The sequence below is a fragment of the Anaerococcus sp. C0059F3 genome (assembly GCF_056590475.1).
The window spans coordinates 1-16,677 of sequence record NZ_JBWPWE010000002.1; the positions used below are offsets into that span (position 1 = coordinate 1).

18 protein-coding genes are annotated in these 16,677 nt (G+C 38.8%); 17 read left to right on the top strand and 1 reads right to left on the bottom strand.

Annotated elements, in window-relative coordinates:
• Window positions 1-109: 109 nt before the first annotated feature.
• The 15 genes from AC1EJ5_RS01125 (at window position 110) to AC1EJ5_RS01195 (ending at window position 14,674) form a co-directional block, all read left to right on the top strand.
• On the top strand, window positions 110-358 hold the full coding sequence (locus tag AC1EJ5_RS01125; RefSeq protein ID WP_009346075.1) for a hypothetical protein: 249 nt from the start codon (window positions 110-112) through the stop codon (window positions 356-358).
• Window positions 359-681: 323 nt separating this feature from the next.
• Window positions 682-996 (top strand): YdcP family protein, encoded by a 315-nt coding sequence (locus AC1EJ5_RS01130; protein ID WP_000420682.1) that lies wholly within the window; start codon window positions 682-684, stop codon window positions 994-996.
• Between the two features lie 15 nt (window positions 997-1,011).
• Window positions 1,012-1,398, top strand: a complete 387-nt coding sequence (locus AC1EJ5_RS01135; protein WP_000985015.1) for a YdcP family protein — start codon at window positions 1,012-1,014, stop codon at window positions 1,396-1,398.
• Between the two features lie 28 nt (window positions 1,399-1,426).
• A complete protein-coding gene (locus tag AC1EJ5_RS01140) occupies window positions 1,427-2,812 on the top strand; it encodes an FtsK/SpoIIIE domain-containing protein (RefSeq protein ID WP_000813488.1) in 1,386 nt (461 codons plus the stop codon).
• Window positions 2,813-2,989: 177 nt separating this feature from the next.
• The gene (gene mobT, locus AC1EJ5_RS01145; protein ID WP_000398284.1) at window positions 2,990-4,195 is read left to right on the top strand and encodes a MobT family relaxase; all 1,206 of its coding nucleotides are present in this window, start codon (window positions 2,990-2,992) and stop codon (window positions 4,193-4,195) included.
• Between the two features lie 42 nt (window positions 4,196-4,237).
• A complete protein-coding gene (locus AC1EJ5_RS01150; protein WP_001009056.1) occupies window positions 4,238-4,459 on the top strand; it encodes a hypothetical protein in 222 nt (73 codons plus the stop codon).
• Window positions 4,460-4,575: 116 nt separating this feature from the next.
• A complete protein-coding gene (locus AC1EJ5_RS01155) occupies window positions 4,576-5,073 on the top strand; it encodes an antirestriction protein ArdA (RefSeq protein WP_000342539.1) in 498 nt (165 codons plus the stop codon).
• 88 nt (window positions 5,074-5,161) lie between these two features.
• On the top strand, window positions 5,162-5,554 hold the full coding sequence (locus AC1EJ5_RS01160) for a conjugal transfer protein (protein WP_000723888.1): 393 nt from the start codon (window positions 5,162-5,164) through the stop codon (window positions 5,552-5,554).
• Window positions 5,538-7,985, top strand: a complete 2,448-nt coding sequence (gene tcpF, locus AC1EJ5_RS01165; protein ID WP_000331160.1) for a conjugal transfer ATPase TcpF — start codon at window positions 5,538-5,540, stop codon at window positions 7,983-7,985. Before AC1EJ5_RS01160 ends, tcpF begins: the two co-directional genes overlap by 17 nt.
• 2 nt (window positions 7,986-7,987) lie before the next feature.
• A complete protein-coding gene (locus tag AC1EJ5_RS01170; RefSeq protein WP_000804748.1) occupies window positions 7,988-10,165 on the top strand; it encodes a CD3337/EF1877 family mobilome membrane protein in 2,178 nt (725 codons plus the stop codon).
• Window positions 10,166-10,167: 2 nt separating this feature from the next.
• Window positions 10,168-11,163 carry a bifunctional lytic transglycosylase/C40 family peptidase gene (locus AC1EJ5_RS01175; protein ID WP_001842741.1) on the top strand — a complete coding sequence of 332 codons (996 nt, stop codon included), beginning with the start codon at window positions 10,168-10,170 and terminating at the stop codon, window positions 11,161-11,163.
• Window positions 11,164-11,177: 14 nt separating this feature from the next.
• On the top strand, window positions 11,178-12,092 hold the full coding sequence (locus AC1EJ5_RS01180; protein WP_000975333.1) for a conjugal transfer protein: 915 nt from the start codon (window positions 11,178-11,180) through the stop codon (window positions 12,090-12,092).
• 274 nt (window positions 12,093-12,366) lie between these two features.
• The gene (locus tag AC1EJ5_RS01185) at window positions 12,367-12,453 is read left to right on the top strand and encodes a tetracycline resistance determinant leader peptide (RefSeq protein ID WP_011058339.1); all 87 of its coding nucleotides are present in this window, start codon (window positions 12,367-12,369) and stop codon (window positions 12,451-12,453) included.
• A gap of 15 nt (window positions 12,454-12,468) precedes the next feature.
• Complete coding sequence (tet(M), locus tag AC1EJ5_RS01190) at window positions 12,469-14,388, top strand: tetracycline resistance ribosomal protection protein Tet(M) (RefSeq protein ID WP_019117172.1); 1,920 nt, start codon at window positions 12,469-12,471, stop codon at window positions 14,386-14,388.
• Between the two features lie 118 nt (window positions 14,389-14,506).
• The gene (locus AC1EJ5_RS01195) at window positions 14,507-14,674 is read left to right on the top strand and encodes a cysteine-rich KTR domain-containing protein (protein WP_000336323.1); all 168 of its coding nucleotides are present in this window, start codon (window positions 14,507-14,509) and stop codon (window positions 14,672-14,674) included.
• Window positions 14,675-14,733: 59 nt separating this feature from the next.
• Here AC1EJ5_RS01195 and AC1EJ5_RS01200 read toward each other — a convergent pair whose 3' ends face one another.
• Complete coding sequence (locus AC1EJ5_RS01200; protein ID WP_001227347.1) at window positions 14,734-15,087, bottom strand: helix-turn-helix transcriptional regulator; 354 nt, start codon at window positions 15,085-15,087, stop codon at window positions 14,734-14,736.
• 504 nt (window positions 15,088-15,591) lie between these two features.
• On the opposite strand from AC1EJ5_RS01200, the gene AC1EJ5_RS01205 reads away from it, so the two are divergent.
• Both AC1EJ5_RS01205 and AC1EJ5_RS01210 read left to right on the top strand, forming a co-directional pair.
• Window positions 15,592-16,014 (top strand): sigma-70 family RNA polymerase sigma factor, encoded by a 423-nt coding sequence (locus AC1EJ5_RS01205; protein WP_000804885.1) that lies wholly within the window; start codon window positions 15,592-15,594, stop codon window positions 16,012-16,014.
• A gap of 14 nt (window positions 16,015-16,028) precedes the next feature.
• Window positions 16,029-16,241, top strand: coding sequence for a helix-turn-helix domain-containing protein (locus tag AC1EJ5_RS01210; RefSeq protein WP_050212332.1), 213 nt, complete (start codon window positions 16,029-16,031; stop codon window positions 16,239-16,241).
• The last annotated feature ends 436 nt before the right edge of the window (window positions 16,242-16,677 follow it).

Consider the following 16,677-nt stretch of genomic DNA (forward strand, 5'->3'; position numbering starts at 1 on the left):
AGCCCCAATAGGGGCGTGCCGGTATTCGCGCCTTATAGGCGCTGCACAAACTACCAGCTAAGCTGGTAGTTTTGATTTTAAGAAGTAATTAAATAATTGTGGTGTGGAAATGAAAAAGAAAAAAAGCATAGTTTATAACATAAAAGTGGTTAAAATAATAAAAGAATGTACACCTAGTCAAATTCCATTGATTATAGCAAATGCCGTTTTAAAAAGTGTTCAAGCCATTATAAATATTTTGTTGTTTAAGTATGTTTTTAATATGTTAATAAATAAAGTTGAATACGATGCTTTGATAACAAATATAATTATAATTTTCTTTACTAATATGATTATTTTAATGATAAAAATAGCATAAAAATCTAGTTATCCGCATAAAAACTGGACTTATCACACTTTATCAAGGTCAAAACCACTCAATTTACTACTAATTTACTACTTATGAATGAGCTTTGATACGACGATTTATCCTTGAAAAGTGAAGATATAAAGATACTTCCAATAAAATTTGAATATTTAATAGGTAGACACTTCAAAAAATGAGGTGTCTATTTTTTTACCCGATTTTGAAAGGAAGTGAACTTATGAAAACAAAAAATCAAGAATCAAAAGGTCGTTCCCCACTCTTTAAGACCATCAAACATTCATTCAGCCAATAAAAAAGAAAGGATAGGTAAAAATATGGAACTTAAATTTGTGATTCCCAACATGGAAAAAACATTCGGCAATTTAGAATTTGCTGGCGAGGATAAAGTCGTTCAGCGAAGAATCAACGGACGGCTAACTGTCTTATCAAGAAGCTATAATCTCTATTCTGATGTTCAAAGAGCAGATGATATTGTGGTGGTGCTTCCTGCTGAAGCTGGCGAAAAACATTTCGGCTTTGAGGAACGTGTGAAGTTAGTCAATCCACGTATTACCGCAGAGGGCTACAAAATCGGCACTCGTGGTTTTACAAATTACCTTTTACATGCTGACGACATGATAAAAGAATAAAGAAAGAGAGGAAAAATGATGAGATTAGCAAATGGCATTGTATTAGATAAAGACACGACTTTTGGAGAATTGAAATTCTCTGCTCTACGTCGTGAAGTGAGAATCCAAAATGAAGACGGGTCGGTTTCAGATGAAATCAAGGAACGTACCTATGACTTAAAATCCAAAGGACAAGGACGCATGATTCAAGTAAGTATTCCTGCCAGCGTGCCTTTGAAAGAGTTTGATTATAACGCACGGGTGGAACTTATCAATCCCATTGCGGACACCGTTGCTACTGCCACCTATCAAGGAGCAGATGTTGACTGGTATATCAAGGCAGACGATATTGTGCTGACAAAGGATTCTAGTTCATTCAAAGCTCAACCACAAGCAAAGAAAGAACCGACACAAGACAAATAGTCGCTAGGTAGAAAGGAGACTTTTTCGCATGAAACAGCGTGGTAAAAGGATTCGCCCATCTGGTAAAGATTTAGTCTTTCATTTTACGATAGCGTCACTCCTGCCTGTTTTCCTGCTGGTTGTCGGACTGTTTCATGTGAAGACAATCCAGCAGATCAACTGGCAGGATTTTAACCTATCACAAGCAGATAAGATTGACATTCCCTATTTAATTATCAGTTTCAGTGTCGCAATTCTTATCTGCTTGCTGGTAGCGTTTGTATTCAAACGGGTTCGCTATGATACGGTTAAACAACTTTACCACCGTCAAAAACTGGCAAAGATGATACTTGAAAACAAGTGGTATGAATCTGAACAGGTCAAAACAGAGGGTTTCTTTAAAGATAGTGCTGGTCGTACAAAGGAAAAGATAACCTACTTCCCTAAAATGTATTATCGACTTAAAAATGGCTTGATACAGATACGGGTGGAAATCACGCTGGGAAAATATCAAGACCAACTCTTACACTTGGAAAAGAAATTAGAGAGTGGCTTGTACTGTGAGCTGACGGATAAAGAGTTAAAGGATTCCTATGTGGAATATACTTTGCTCTATGACACCATAGCCAGTCGTATTTCTATTGATGAAGTAGAAGCTAAAGATGGTAAACTTCGCTTAATGAAAAACGTATGGTGGGAATATGATAAGCTCCCTCATATGTTGATTGCTGGTGGTACAGGTGGCGGTAAAACTTACTTTATACTGACACTGATTGAAGCCTTGCTTCATACAGATTCAAAACTGTATATTCTTGACCCGAAAAATGCTGACCTTGCGGACTTAGGTTCTGTGATGGCAAATGTCTACTATAGAAAAGAAGACTTGCTTTCTTGCATTGAAACATTCTATGAAGAAATGATGAAACGTAGTGAGGAAATGAAGCAGATGAAGAACTATAAGACTGGCAAAAATTATGCTTACTTAGGTCTCCCGGCACACTTCTTAATCTTTGATGAATACGTCGCTTTCATGGAAATGCTGGGAACAAAAGAAAACACCGCAGTTATGAATAAGCTGAAACAGATTGTCATGTTAGGTCGTCAAGCTGGCTTCTTTCTAATACTGGCTTGTCAACGTCCAGACGCAAAATATTTAGGCGACGGAATCCGTGATCAGTTTAATTTCAGAGTGGCTTTAGGTCGTATGTCTGAAATGGGCTATGGCATGATGTTTGGCAGTGACGTACAAAAGGATTTCTTCTTAAAGCGAATCAAAGGTCGTGGCTATGTTGATGTAGGAACAAGTGTCATATCAGAGTTTTATACTCCCCTTGTACCAAAAGGATATGATTTCTTGGAGGAAATTAAAAAGTTATCCAACAGCAGACAGTCCACGCAGGCGACGTGCGAAGCGGAAGTCGCAGGTGTGGACTGATCTTGCTGGCTGGTGTGGCAATAGCCACGCCAGCACTTAACCCCCCGTATCTAACAGGGGGGTACAAATCGACAGGAAACAGTCAAAAAAACATTAGAAAATCCTTTGGTTACAAGGGATTTACAAAATTTCAGCGTATGTCAAATGGGCTTTAAAAGTTGACATACGCCTTTTTGATTGGAGGGATTTTTACTGAATGAACAAACTTGGTTACAGCATTTAAAAGAAAAACGCTTGGCTTATGGACTATCTCAAAACCGTTTAGCTGTTGCGACTGGTATTACAAGGCAGTATCTAAGCGATATTGAAACAGGAAAAGTCAAGCCATCAGAGGATTTACAGCAGTCCCTTTGGGAAGCTCTGGAACGCTTCAATCCCGACGCTCCCCTTGAAATGCTGTTTGATTATGTAAGGATTCGCTTTCCGACAACAGACGTACAGCAGGTGGTCGAAAACATCTTACAACTGAAACTGTCCTATTTTCTTCATGAGGACTATGGTTTCTATTCTTATTCAGAGCATTATGCTTTAGGCGACATATTCGTCCTTTGCTCCCATGAACTGGACAAAGGAGTTCTGGTGGAATTGAAAGGTCGTGGGTGCAGACAATTTGAAAGCTATCTTCTGGCACAACAAAGAAGCTGGTATGAGTTCTTTATGGACGTTTTGGTGGCTGGCGGTGTGATGAAACGCCTTGACCTTGCCATTAACGATAAGACAGGGATTTTGAATATCCCTGTACTCACTGAAAAGTGCCAACAGGAAGAATGTATCTCCGTCTTCCGCAGTTTTAAAAGCTATCGCAGTGGCGAACTGGTACGCAAAGAGGAAAAGGAATGTATGGGAAACACCCTCTATATCGGTTCATTACAAAGTGAAGTTTATTTCTGTATCTATGAAAAGGACTACGAGCAGTACAAGAAAAATGATATTCCCATTGAAGACGCAGAAGTAAAAAACCGTTTTGAGATTCGATTGAAAAATGAGCGTGCCTATTATGCAGTCCGTGATTTACTCGTCTATGACAATCCAGAGCATACCGCCTTTAAAATTATCAATCGGTATATCCGTTTTGTAGATAAAGACGATTCCAAACCTCGTTCTGATTGGAAACTGAATGAAGAATGGGCTTGGTTTATTGGGAACAATCGTGAACGATTAAAACTAACCACAAAACCAGAGCCTTACTCCTTCCAAAGGACGCTGAACTGGCTATCTCATCAAGTTGCCCCGACCTTAAAGGTTGCGATTAAACTTGATGAAATCAACCAGACGCAGGTTGTAAAAGACATTCTCGACCATGCGAAACTGACAGACCGACACAAGCAGATTTTGAAGCAACAGTCAGTAAAAGAACAGGACGTGATAACAACAAAAAAATAACTCAAATACAAATTCATTGAATATAGAGAGGAGAACATTTTTATGAATTTTGGACAAAACCTTTATAACTGGTTTCTATCAAACGCTCAATCACTGGTGCTTTTAGCAATCGTTGTGATTGGCTTGTATCTTGGCTTCAAGCGTGAGTTTAGCAAACTGATTGGCTTTTTAATTATTGCGATTATTGCGGTTGGCTTAGTCTTCAACGCTGCTGGAGTAAAAGACATTTTACTAGAGCTATTCAATCGCATTATTGGTGCTTAAATAAAACCGTTCTTTTGTGGAATATAAGTGGTTTTCTTATGTTCCGCAAAGGAATGGTACACCAAACGAAGTGCGGTAGGGATTTTTGAATCTCTACAAAGAAAGGACGTGAATATATGGACGATATGCAAGTCTATATTGCGAATTTAGGCAAATACAATGAGGGCGAATTGGTCGGTGCGTGGTTTACCTTTCCCATTGACTTTGAGGAAGTCAAAGAGAAAATCGGCTTGAATGATGAATATGAGGAATACGCCATTCATGACTACGAGTTACCCTTTACGGTTGACGAATACACTTCCATTGGCGAACTCAATCGACTATGGGAAATGGTATCGGAATTACCCGAAGAATTACAATCGGAGCTATCTGCTCTGCTCACTCATTTTTCAAGCATTGAAGAACTAAGCGAACATCAAGAGGATATTATCATTCATTCCGATTGTGATGATATGTATGACGTGGCACGCTACTACATTGAAGAAACGGGTGCTTTAGGCGAAGTACCAGCTAGTCTTCAAAACTATATTGATTATCAAGCCTATGGTCGGGATTTAGACCTTTCAGGAACGTTTATCTCAACCAATCATGGGATTTTTGAAATCGTCTATTAAATCTGTCGGTACATTACTACTGGCAGATTTTCTATTTTACGGGGTGGCTCAATCAGCTACCCCTATTTTTTATGAAAGGATTGATTACATGAAGAAAATACGAAGCTATACCAGTATCTGGTCTGTGGAAAAGGTACTGTATTCTATCAATGATTTTAGACTTCCGTTTCCCATAACCTTTACGCAAATGACATGGTTTGTCGTGTCACTCTTTGCAGTGATGATACTTGGCAACTTGCCCCCTCTTTCCATGATAGAGGGAGCATTTCTCAAATACTTTGGGATTCCTGTGGCTTTCACATGGTTTATGTCTACAAAAACTTTTGATGGTAAAAAGCCTTATGGATTTTTGAAGTCTGTCATTGCTTATGCACTGCGACCAAAGCTGACCTATGCAGGAAAAAAAGTAACGCTTGGCAGAAACCAGCCACAAGAAGCCATTACAGCAGTTAGGAGTGAATTTTATGGCATATCCAATTAAATACATTGAAAACAATCTCGTCTGGAATAAAGACGGGGAATGTTATGCTTACTATGAGCTTGTTCCTTACAATTACTCATTTCTAAGTCCAGAACAGAAAATACAAGTGCATGATTCTTTCAGACAGCTTATCGCACAAAATCGTGATGGCAAAATTCATGCTTTACAAATCAGTACAGAATCCAGCATACGTTCTGCACAAGAGCGTTCCAAAAATGAAGTCACTGGCAAGCTCAAAGCGGTTGCCTATGACAAAATCGACCAACAGACAGACGCTTTAATATCCATGATTGGCGAAAATCAAGTGAACTACCGTTTCTTTATCGGCTTTAAGTTGCTTCTCAACGATCAGGAGTTTTCTATGAAAAGTCTTACCGTTGAAGCAAAAAATGCTTTGTCTGATTTTGTCTATGATGTGAACCATAAGCTGATGGGCGATTTTGTTAGTATGAGTAATGATGAAATCCTGCGTTTTCAGAAGATGGAAAAGCTCTTAGAAAATAAAATCTCTCGTCGTTTCAAAATCCGCAGGTTAGATAAGGACGACTTCGGCTATCTGATTGAACACCTTTACGGACAGACAGGCACTGCCTATGAAGAGTATGAGTACCATCTATCAAAGAAAAAGCTGGATAATGAAACGCTGATTAAATACTATGACTTGATTAAGCCTACTCGCTGTTTGGTGGAAGAAAAACAGCGATATTTGAAAATCCAGCAGGAAGATGAAACCGTCTATGTAGCTTACTTTACCATTAACAGCATTGTCGGAGAACTGGACTTCCCGTCCTCTGAAATCTTCTACTACCAGCAACAGCAATTTACATTCCCGATTGATACGTCAATGAATGTGGAAATTGTAGCGAATCGTAAAGCCCTATCTACTGTCCGCAATAAAAAGAAAGAACTGAAAGACTTGGATAACCACGCTTGGCAAAGTGATAATGAAACCAGCTCCAATGTGGCGGAAGCTCTGGAAAGTGTGAATGAGCTGGAAACCAATTTAGACCAAAGCAAGGAATCTATGTACAAGCTGTCTTATGTGGTAAGGGTATCAGCAAATGATCTTGACGAACTCAAACGTCGTTGTAATGAAGTGAAAGATTTTTATGACGATTTAAGCGTAAAACTGGTACGACCATTTGGGGATATGCTCGGCTTACATGAAGAATTTTTACCTGCCAGCAAGCGTTATATGAATGATTATATTCAATACGTGACCTCTGATTTCCTCGCTGGTTTAGGTTTTGGTGCTACTCAAATGCTGGGGGAAAATGAGGGGATTTATGTTGGCTACAGCTTAGATACTGGACGCAATGTCTATCTGAAACCTGCTCTTGCCAGTCAAGGGGTTAAGGGTTCAGTAACCAATGCGTTAGCGTCGGCTTTTGTTGGTTCGCTGGGTGGTGGTAAATCCTTTGCGAATAACCTTATCGTCTATTATGCGGTGCTTTATGGGGCACAAGCAGTGATTGTAGACCCAAAAGCAGAACGTGGCAGATGGAAAGAAACCTTGCCAGAGATTTCCCATGAAATCAATATCGTCACTCTGACTTCTGATGAGAAAAACAAAGGCTTACTTGACCCTTATGTGATTATGAAAAATCCCAAAGATTCTGAATCACTGGCTATTGATATTCTGACATTCCTTACGGGGATTTCCTCTCGTGATGGGGAACGCTTCCCAATCCTTAGAAAAGCCATTCGTGCAGTAACCAATAGTGAAGTACGAGGGTTGATGAAAGTGATTGAGGAATTACGGGTTGAGAATACGCCACTAAGTACCAGTATAGCCGACCATATCGAAAGTTTTACAGACTATGACTTTGCACATTTATTATTCAGTAATGGTTATGTGGAGCAGTCTATCAGCTTAGAAAAACAACTGAACATTATACAGGTTGCGGACTTGGTACTTCCCGACAAGGAAACTTCCTTTGAGGAATATACCACTATGGAGCTTTTATCCGTTGCTATGCTGATTGTCATTAGTACCTTTGCTTTAGACTTTATCCATACAGACCGAAGCATTTTCAAGATTGTAGATTTAGACGAAGCATGGAGCTTTTTACAGGTAGCACAAGGAAAAACACTATCTATGAAGCTGGTTCGGGCTGGTCGTGCTATGAACGCTGGGGTATATTTCGTGACCCAAAATACAGACGACCTCTTAGATGAAAAACTGAAAAATAACCTCGGCTTAAAATTTGCATTTCGTTCCACTGACCTTAACGAGATTAAAAAGACCTTAGCCTTTTTTGGTGTAGACCCAGAGGACGAAAACAATCAGAAGCGATTGCGTGATTTGGAAAACGGGCAATGCCTTATCAGTGATTTATATGGTCGTGTCGGTGTGATACAGTTCCACCCTGTATTTGAAGAACTGCTCCATGCCTTTGATACCAGACCACCTGTGCGAAAAGAGGTGTAAATGTGAAACCATCAATAGTAAACAGAATAAAATCAAACTGGACGCTGAAACGTCTAGGTAAAGTGGCAATGACAGTGGCTTTCACACTTGTGATTGCCATTTTTCTTTTAGCCATGCTGGGAACGGTGGTTCAAGCTGCGGGCTTGGTAGATGATACGGTCAATGTGGCAAATGAATACAGCCGATACCCACTTGAAAACTATCAACTGGATTTTTATGTGGATAATAGCTGGGGCTGGCTTCCGTGGAACTGGTCGGACGGGATTGGAAAACAGGTCATGTATGGACTATATGCCATTACCAATTTTATTTGGACAATCAGTTTGTATGTTTCCAATGCGACAGGTTACTTAGTACAGGAAGCCTATTCCTTAGACTTCATTTCCGCTACAGCAGATTCCATTGGTAAGAATATGCAGACCTTAGCTGGTGTGAGTGCAAACGGATTTTCAACAGAGGGTTTCTATGTTGGATTCCTCTTACTCTTGATTTTGGTTCTTGGGGTTTATGTTGCCTATACGGGACTGATAAAGAGAGAAACCACAAAGGCAATTCATGCCATTATGAATTTTGTGCTGGTGTTTATCCTATCGGCTTCCTTTATTGCCTACGCTCCCGACTACATTAAAAAAATCAATGACTTTTCATCAGACATCAGTAATGCCAGTTTATCACTTGGCACGAAGATTGTCATGCCCCATTCCGATAGTCAAGGCAAGGACAGCGTGGACTTAATCAGAGATAGCCTGTTTTCCATACAGGTTCAGCAACCGTGGCTACTGCTTCAATACAACAGTTCAGACATTGAAAGTATCGGTATTGACCGTGTGGAAAGCCTGCTCTCCACCAGCCCAGATTCCAACAATGGCGAAGACAGAGAAAAAATTGTTGCGGAAGAAATTGAAGACAGAAGCAATACCAATCTAACCATTACAAAGACCATTAACCGTTTAGGTACAGTCTTCTTCCTATTTGTCTTCAATATTGGGATTTCCATATTTGTATTCCTATTAACAGGAATCATGATTTTCTCGCAGGTACTTTTTATCATCTATGCTATGTTTCTGCCTGTGAGCTTTATTTTAAGTATGATTCCATCATTTGATGGTATGTCAAAACGAGCCATAACAAAGCTCTTTAATACCATTTTGACACGAGCTGGAATCACATTGATTATTACGACAGCATTTAGTATTTCAACCATGCTCTATACCTTATCGGCTGGTTATCCGTTCTTTTTGATTGCTTTTCTACAGATTGTGACCTTTGCAGGAATCTACTTCAAGCTGGGCGATTTAATGAGTATGTTTTCTCTACAGAGTAACGATTCTCAAAGTGTGGGAAGTCGTGTGATGAGAAAACCTCGTATGCTTATGCACGCTCACATGCACCGTCTACAGCGGAAACTTGGACGTTCCATGACTACTCTAGGGGCTGGGTCTGCCATTGTTACAGGTAAAAAAGGACAGTCGGGTTCGGGGAGTTCTGCAAGGACACAAGCAGATCACTCCCGACCAGACGGAAAGGAAAAATCAACACTTGGAAAACGTATCGGTCAAACCATCGGTACAGTAGCTGATACCAAAGACAGAATGGTAGACACTGCTAGTGGTTTGAAAGAACAGGTTAAAGATTTGCCGACCAATGCAAGATATGCAGTATATCAAGGAAAATCCAAAGTAAAAGAGAATGTCCGTGATTTAACCAGTAGTATTTCTCAAACCAAAGCGGACAGAGCCAGTGGACGCAAGGAACAGCAGGAACAAAGGCGAAAAACCATTGCGAAGCGTCGCTCTGAAATGGAACAGGTCAAACAGAAAAAACAGCCTGCTTCTTCTGTTCATGAAAGACCGACTACAAGACAAGAACAATATCATGATGAACAGACCTCAAAACAGTCTAATATTCAGACTTCATATAAGGAATCTCAACAAGCCAAACAAGAGCGTCCAGCAGTTAAGTCCGATTTTTCAAGTCCAAAAGTGGAACGCCAAGGCAATACCGTTCAAGAAAAAACCGTTCAAAAGCCAGCAACTTCAACCACTACAGCAGATAGAACTTCACAACGTCCAATCACAAAAGAACGTCCGTCTACTGTTCAAAGAGTACCACTACAAAATACAAGAAGTAGACCACCAATCAAAACCGCCACCATTAAGAAAGTCGGTAAGAAACCATGAAGTTGAAAACTTTAGTGATTGGTGGTTCTGGATTATTCTTGATGGTCTTCTCACTGCTTCTGTTTGTTGCCATTTTATTTTCAGATGAACAGGACAGCGGAATTTCCAATATTCATTATGGAGGTGTGAATGTTTCCGCAGAAGTGCTGGCTCATAAGCCTATGGTAGAAAAATATGCCAAAGAATATGGCGTTGAAGAATATGTCAACATACTTCTTGCGATTATACAGGTGGAATCGGGCGGTACTGCGGAAGATGTTATGCAGTCCTCGGAATCCCTCGGTCTTCCACCTAATTCATTGAGTACAGAAGAATCCATTAAGCAAGGTGTGAAGTATTTCAGTGAATTATTAGCCAGTAGCGAAAGGCTCAGTGTAGATTTAGAATCGGTTATCCAGTCCTACAATTATGGTGGTGGTTTCTTAGGGTATGTGGCTAATCGTGGAAATAAATATACCTTTGAACTGGCTCAAAGTTTCTCAAAAGAGTATTCAGGTGGCGAAAAAGTGTCTTACCCCAATCCCATAGCCATACCTATCAATGGGGGCTGGCGATACAACTATGGCAATATGTTTTATGTGCAACTGGTAACGCAGTATCTTGTCACAACAGAGTTTGATGATGATACGGTACAAGCCATCATGGACGAAGCACTGAAATATGAGGGCTGGCGATACGTTTACGGTGGAGCTTCCCCGACTACTTCTTTTGATTGTAGCGGACTGACACAATGGACGTATGGAAAAGCTGGAATTAACTTACCACGAACCGCACAACAGCAATATGATGTGACCCAGCATATCCCACTATCGGAAGCACAAGCTGGCGATTTGGTTTTCTTTCATTCTACCTATAACGCTGGCTCTTATATTACTCATGTTGGGATATACCTTGGCAATAACCGTATGTTTCATGCAGGCGACCCAATCGGTTATGCCGACTTAACAAGCCCCTACTGGCAACAGCATTTAGTGGGAGCAGGACGAATCAAACAATGAGAAAGGAAGATTTAATGATGAAATTTAGAAAAAATCAGAATAAAGAAAAACAGATACCAAAGGAAAAGAAACCTCGTGTCTATAAGGTCAATCCTCATAAAAAGGTTGTGATTGCCTTGTGGGTACTTTTAGGGCTTAGTTTCAGCTTTGCGATATTCAAGCACTTTACAGCTATAGATACTCATACTATTCACGAAACAACTATCATAGAAAAGGAATACGTTGATACTCATCATGTAGAAAATTTTGTAGAGAACTTTGCGAAAGTCTACTATTCATGGGAGCAATCCGATAAGTCCATTGATAATCGAATGGAAAGTCTAAAAGGCTATCTGACAGATGAACTTCAAGCTCTCAATGTTGATACAGTACGCAAAGATATTCCTGTATCGTCTTCTGTAAGAGGATTTCAGATATGGACGGTAGAGCCAACTGGCGACAATGAGTTTAATGTAACCTACAGTGTAGACCAGCTCATTACAGAGGGAGAAAATACAAAGACCGTCCACTCTGCTTATATAGTGAGTGTCTATGTAGATGGTTCTGGAAATATGGTACTGGTTAAGAATCCGACCATTACCAACATACCTAAGAAATCAAGTTATAAACCAAAAGCCATTGAAAGTGAGGGGACGGTTGATTCCATTACAACCAATGAAATCAATGAGTTTTTAACGACGTTCTTCAAGCTCTATCCTACAGCGACAGCCAGTGAACTTTCCTACTATGTGAATGACGGGATATTAAAACCAATCGGAAAAGAGTACATCTTTCAAGAACTGGTAAATCCTATTCACAATCGTAAGGATAATCAAGTCACGGTATCGCTGACAGTGGAGTATATCGACCAGCAGACCAAAGCAACGCAGGTATCTCAATTTGATTTGGTACTTGAAAAGAACGGGAGTAATTGGAAGATTGTAAAATAACAAATATTGGTACATGATTACAGATACTTTGTAATCATGTACTCTTTTTGATAAAAAATTGGAGATTCCTTTACAAATATGCTCTTACGTGCTATTATTTAAGTGACTATTTAAAAGGAGTTAATAAATATGCGGCAAGGTATTCTTAAATAAACTGTCAATTTGATAGCGGGAACAAATAATTAGATGTCCTTTTTTAGGAGGGCTTAGTTTTTTGTACCCAGTTTAAGAATACCTTTATCATGTGATTCTAAAGTATCCAGAGAATATCTGTATGCTTTGTATACCTATGGTTATGCATAAAAATCCCAGTGATAAAAGTATTTATCACTGGGATTTTTATGCCCTTTTGGGTTTTTGAATGGAGGAAAATCACATGAAAATTATTAATATTGGAGTTTTAGCTCATGTTGATGCAGGAAAAACTACCTTAACAGAAAGCTTATTATATAACAGTGGAGCGATTACAGAATTAGGAAGCGTGGACAAAGGTACAACGAGGACGGATAATACGCTTTTAGAACGTCAGAGAGGAATTACAATTCAGACAGGAATAACCTCTTTTCAGTGGGAAAATACGAAGGTGAACATCATAGACACGCCAGGACATATGGATTTCTTAGCAGAAGTATATCGTTCATTATCAGTTTTAGATGGGGCAATTCTACTGATTTCTGCAAAAGATGGCGTACAAGCACAAACTCGTATATTATTTCATGCACTTAGGAAAATGGGGATTCCCACAATCTTTTTTATCAATAAGATTGACCAAAATGGAATTGATTTATCAACGGTTTATCAGGATATTAAAGAGAAACTTTCTGCCGAAATTGTAATCAAACAGAAGGTAGAACTGTATCCTAATATGTGTGTGACGAACTTTACCGAATCTGAACAATGGGATACGGTAATAGAGGGAAACGATGACCTTTTAGAGAAATATATGTCCGGTAAATCATTAGAAGCATTGGAACTCGAACAAGAGGAAAGCATAAGATTTCATAATTGTTCCCTGTTCCCTGTTTATCACGGAAGTGCAAAAAACAATATAGGGATTGATAACCTTATAGAAGTGATTACGAATAAATTTTATTCATCAACACATCGAGGTCCGTCTGAACTTTGCGGAAATGTTTTCAAAATTGAATATACAAAAAAAAGACAACGTCTTGCATATATACGCCTTTATAGTGGAGTACTACATTTACGAGATTCGGTTAGAGTATCAGAAAAAGAAAAAATAAAAGTTACAGAAATGTATACTTCAATAAATGGTGAATTATGTAAGATTGATAGAGCTTATTCTGGAGAAATTGTTATTTTGCAAAATGAGTTTTTGAAGTTAAATAGTGTTCTTGGAGATACAAAACTATTGCCACAGAGAAAAAAGATTGAAAATCCGCACCCTCTACTACAAACAACTGTTGAACCGAGTAAACCTGAACAGAGAGAAATGTTGCTTGATGCCCTTTTGGAAATCTCAGATAGTGATCCGCTTCTACGATATTACGTGGATTCTACGACACATGAAATTATACTTTCTTTCTTAGGGAAAGTACAAATGGAAGTGATTAGTGCACTGTTGCAAGAAAAGTATCATGTGGAGATAGAACTAAAAGAGCCTACAGTCATTTATATGGAAAGACCGTTAAAAAAAGCAGAGTATACCATTCACATCGAAGTTCCACCGAATCCTTTCTGGGCTTCCATTGGTCTATCTGTAGCACCGCTTCCATTAGGGAGCGGAGTACAGTATGAGAGCTCGGTTTCTCTTGGATACTTAAATCAATCGTTTCAAAATGCAGTTATGGAGGGGATACGCTATGGCTGTGAACAAGGATTGTATGGTTGGAATGTGACGGACTGTAAAATCTGTTTTAAGTATGGCTTATACTATAGCCCTGTTAGTACCCCAGCAGATTTTCGAATGCTTGCTCCTATTGTATTGGAACAAGTCTTAAAAAAAGCTGGAACAGAATTGTTAGAGCCATATCTTAGTTTTAAAATTTATGCGCCACAGGAATATCTTTCACGAGCATACAACGATGCTCCTAAATATTGTGCGAACATCGTAGACACTCAATTGAAAAATAATGAGGTCATTCTTAGTGGAGAAATCCCTGCTCGATGTATTCAAGAATATCGTAGTGATTTAACTTTCTTTACAAATGGACGTAGTGTTTGTTTAACAGAGTTAAAAGGGTACCATGTTACTACCGGTGAACCTGTTTGCCAGCCCCGTCGTCCAAATAGTAGGATAGATAAAGTACGATATATGTTCAATAAAATAACTTAGTGTATTTTATGTTGTTATATAAATATGGTTTCTTGTTAAATAAGATGAAATATTCTTTAATAAAGATTTGAATTAAAGTGTAAAGGAGGAGATAGTTATTATAAACTACAAGTGGATATTGTGTCCTGTATGTGGAAATAAAACACGATTAAAGATAAGGGAAGATACTGAATTAAAAAAATTCCCCCTCTATTGTCCGAAATGCAGACAAGAAAATTTAATTGAAATAAAGCAGTTCAAAGTAACTGTGATTACAGAGCCAGACGCAAAGACGCAGAGCCGATAAAATGAGATTAATACAATCTCATTTTATCGGCTCTTTCCGTTATGTATGGATTCTTTTAATTAGTCTTCGATGTTTCTTGCTTCGTTGATACCGCTGGCTAAAGATTCCATTAAGGATAGTTCTTTGTCTGTAAAGCTATCCATGTATTTCTCTATCTGTAATCGTCGGGTGCTTTTTACCAAGTTATTAGCAGGTAAGAAAAATTCATCAACGGAAACATGAAGTAACGATACAAGGTCATAAAGAACTTGTATGCTGGGGTGTTGCCCTTTATTTTCAATATTAGTTAAGTACCGTGGGTCAATTTCAATCAATGCTCCCACTTGTTCACGAGTTAAACCTCGTTTCAATCGAGCTTCTTTAATGGCTAAACCAAAGGCTCTAAAATCATATTTATCTTCTTTTTTACGCATAGTAGACCACCTCTATACATTTTATTGTTCCTACTGAATTAAAAACAGGTATAGAAAAACGTGTTATATGGTTTATAGGTTTATATTTAATAAAAAGCACTACTAAACGCCAATAAAAAAAACCGTTATATGGTAGTGCTATTTACGCTGTTAAAATATTGTATATTACTTCCAAATGGCGGTTTGTTGGAGGTCAACGTCGCCATGAAGTACATCATATACAATAAATTTCCTTACATTGGGTTCTTGTCAAAAAAAGTCGTCTATCTGCAATAGATAAGTACGTCCACCAATGTGGTTTTATAAATCATATAGATAGAATAACAGAAGCATGTAAACAGAGAAATAAATCTGTTTATATGCTTTTTTGGCTATTCAGAACTTTTTTACAAAGTTTATTTATCAGTAATGCAACAAATCCCCCTTTCACATTGGGACTAAGAGTGAAAGGAGATAAACGAGCAAGGCTCACTTCCTTTCCTAGACAGAAAGGGGGTGAGAAACATGAAACCATCTTCTTTTCAGACCACAATAGAAAATCAGTTTGACTATATCTGTAAACGTGCTATGGAAGACGAGCGAAAGAATTATATGCTTTATCTTTCAAGGATTGCAAAGCGTGAGGTGTCCTTTTCGGATGTTGGCGATTATCTTGTTAGCCAGTTTGCGACAACAGATAACTATTCAACTGACTTTCAGATTTTTACACTCAATGGGTTATCAGTAGGCGTTGAAAATGATTTGTTGAGTGAAGCATTACGTGAGTTGCCAGACAAGAAACGTGAAATTCTACTGCTGTTTTACTTTATGGACATGAGCGATTCAGAAATTGCAGACCTGTTGAAATTGAACCGTTCTACTGTCTATCGGCATAGAACCAGTGGACTAGCCTTAATTAAAAAGTTTATGGAGGAATTTGAAGAATGAAAACACAATATCCTATGATTCCCTTTCCTCTCATTGTAAAGGCAACAGATGGCGATACCGAAGCGATTAACCAGATTCTACATCATTACAGAGGGTACATAACGAAGCGTTCCCTACGACTTATGAAAGATGAATATGGCAATCAAAGTATGGTCGTTGATGAAGTCTTACGTGGAAGAATGGAAACCAGACTGATTACAAAGATTTTGTCATTTGAAATTAAGTAATATCCTCTCTCCTTTCGTGGAAGCGTGCTAAACCATTCCACGCTTCCCGAACAGGGAGGTTTGTTATTCCACCAAAGCATATTGAGCTTTCAATGTGTTTTGATAGGCTAACGAGCCATTGTTCTTTGAAAACTGAATAAAAGTAATCGAATACGTTTCGATAAGAAAAGAGCCAACGGAACTAACCGCCATGACCTATCTTATAAAGATAGCGAGCGATTCATGTTAGTGATCCGAGAAGCAATCTTTAGCAGGATTGCCTGCAACGACATTCTTATCGTGATAATGATACTCCCATACAGTCAATAGTCCGAGCGTGATAAAACCGTCGCAGGCAATGAGTATGGCTACATGAGAACCATGCAGGGGTGGAACTCCCGTGAGCTTTGCTAAAGCTGTTCGATTGCTGGTAAAACAACTTTTATGAAATCCAAAT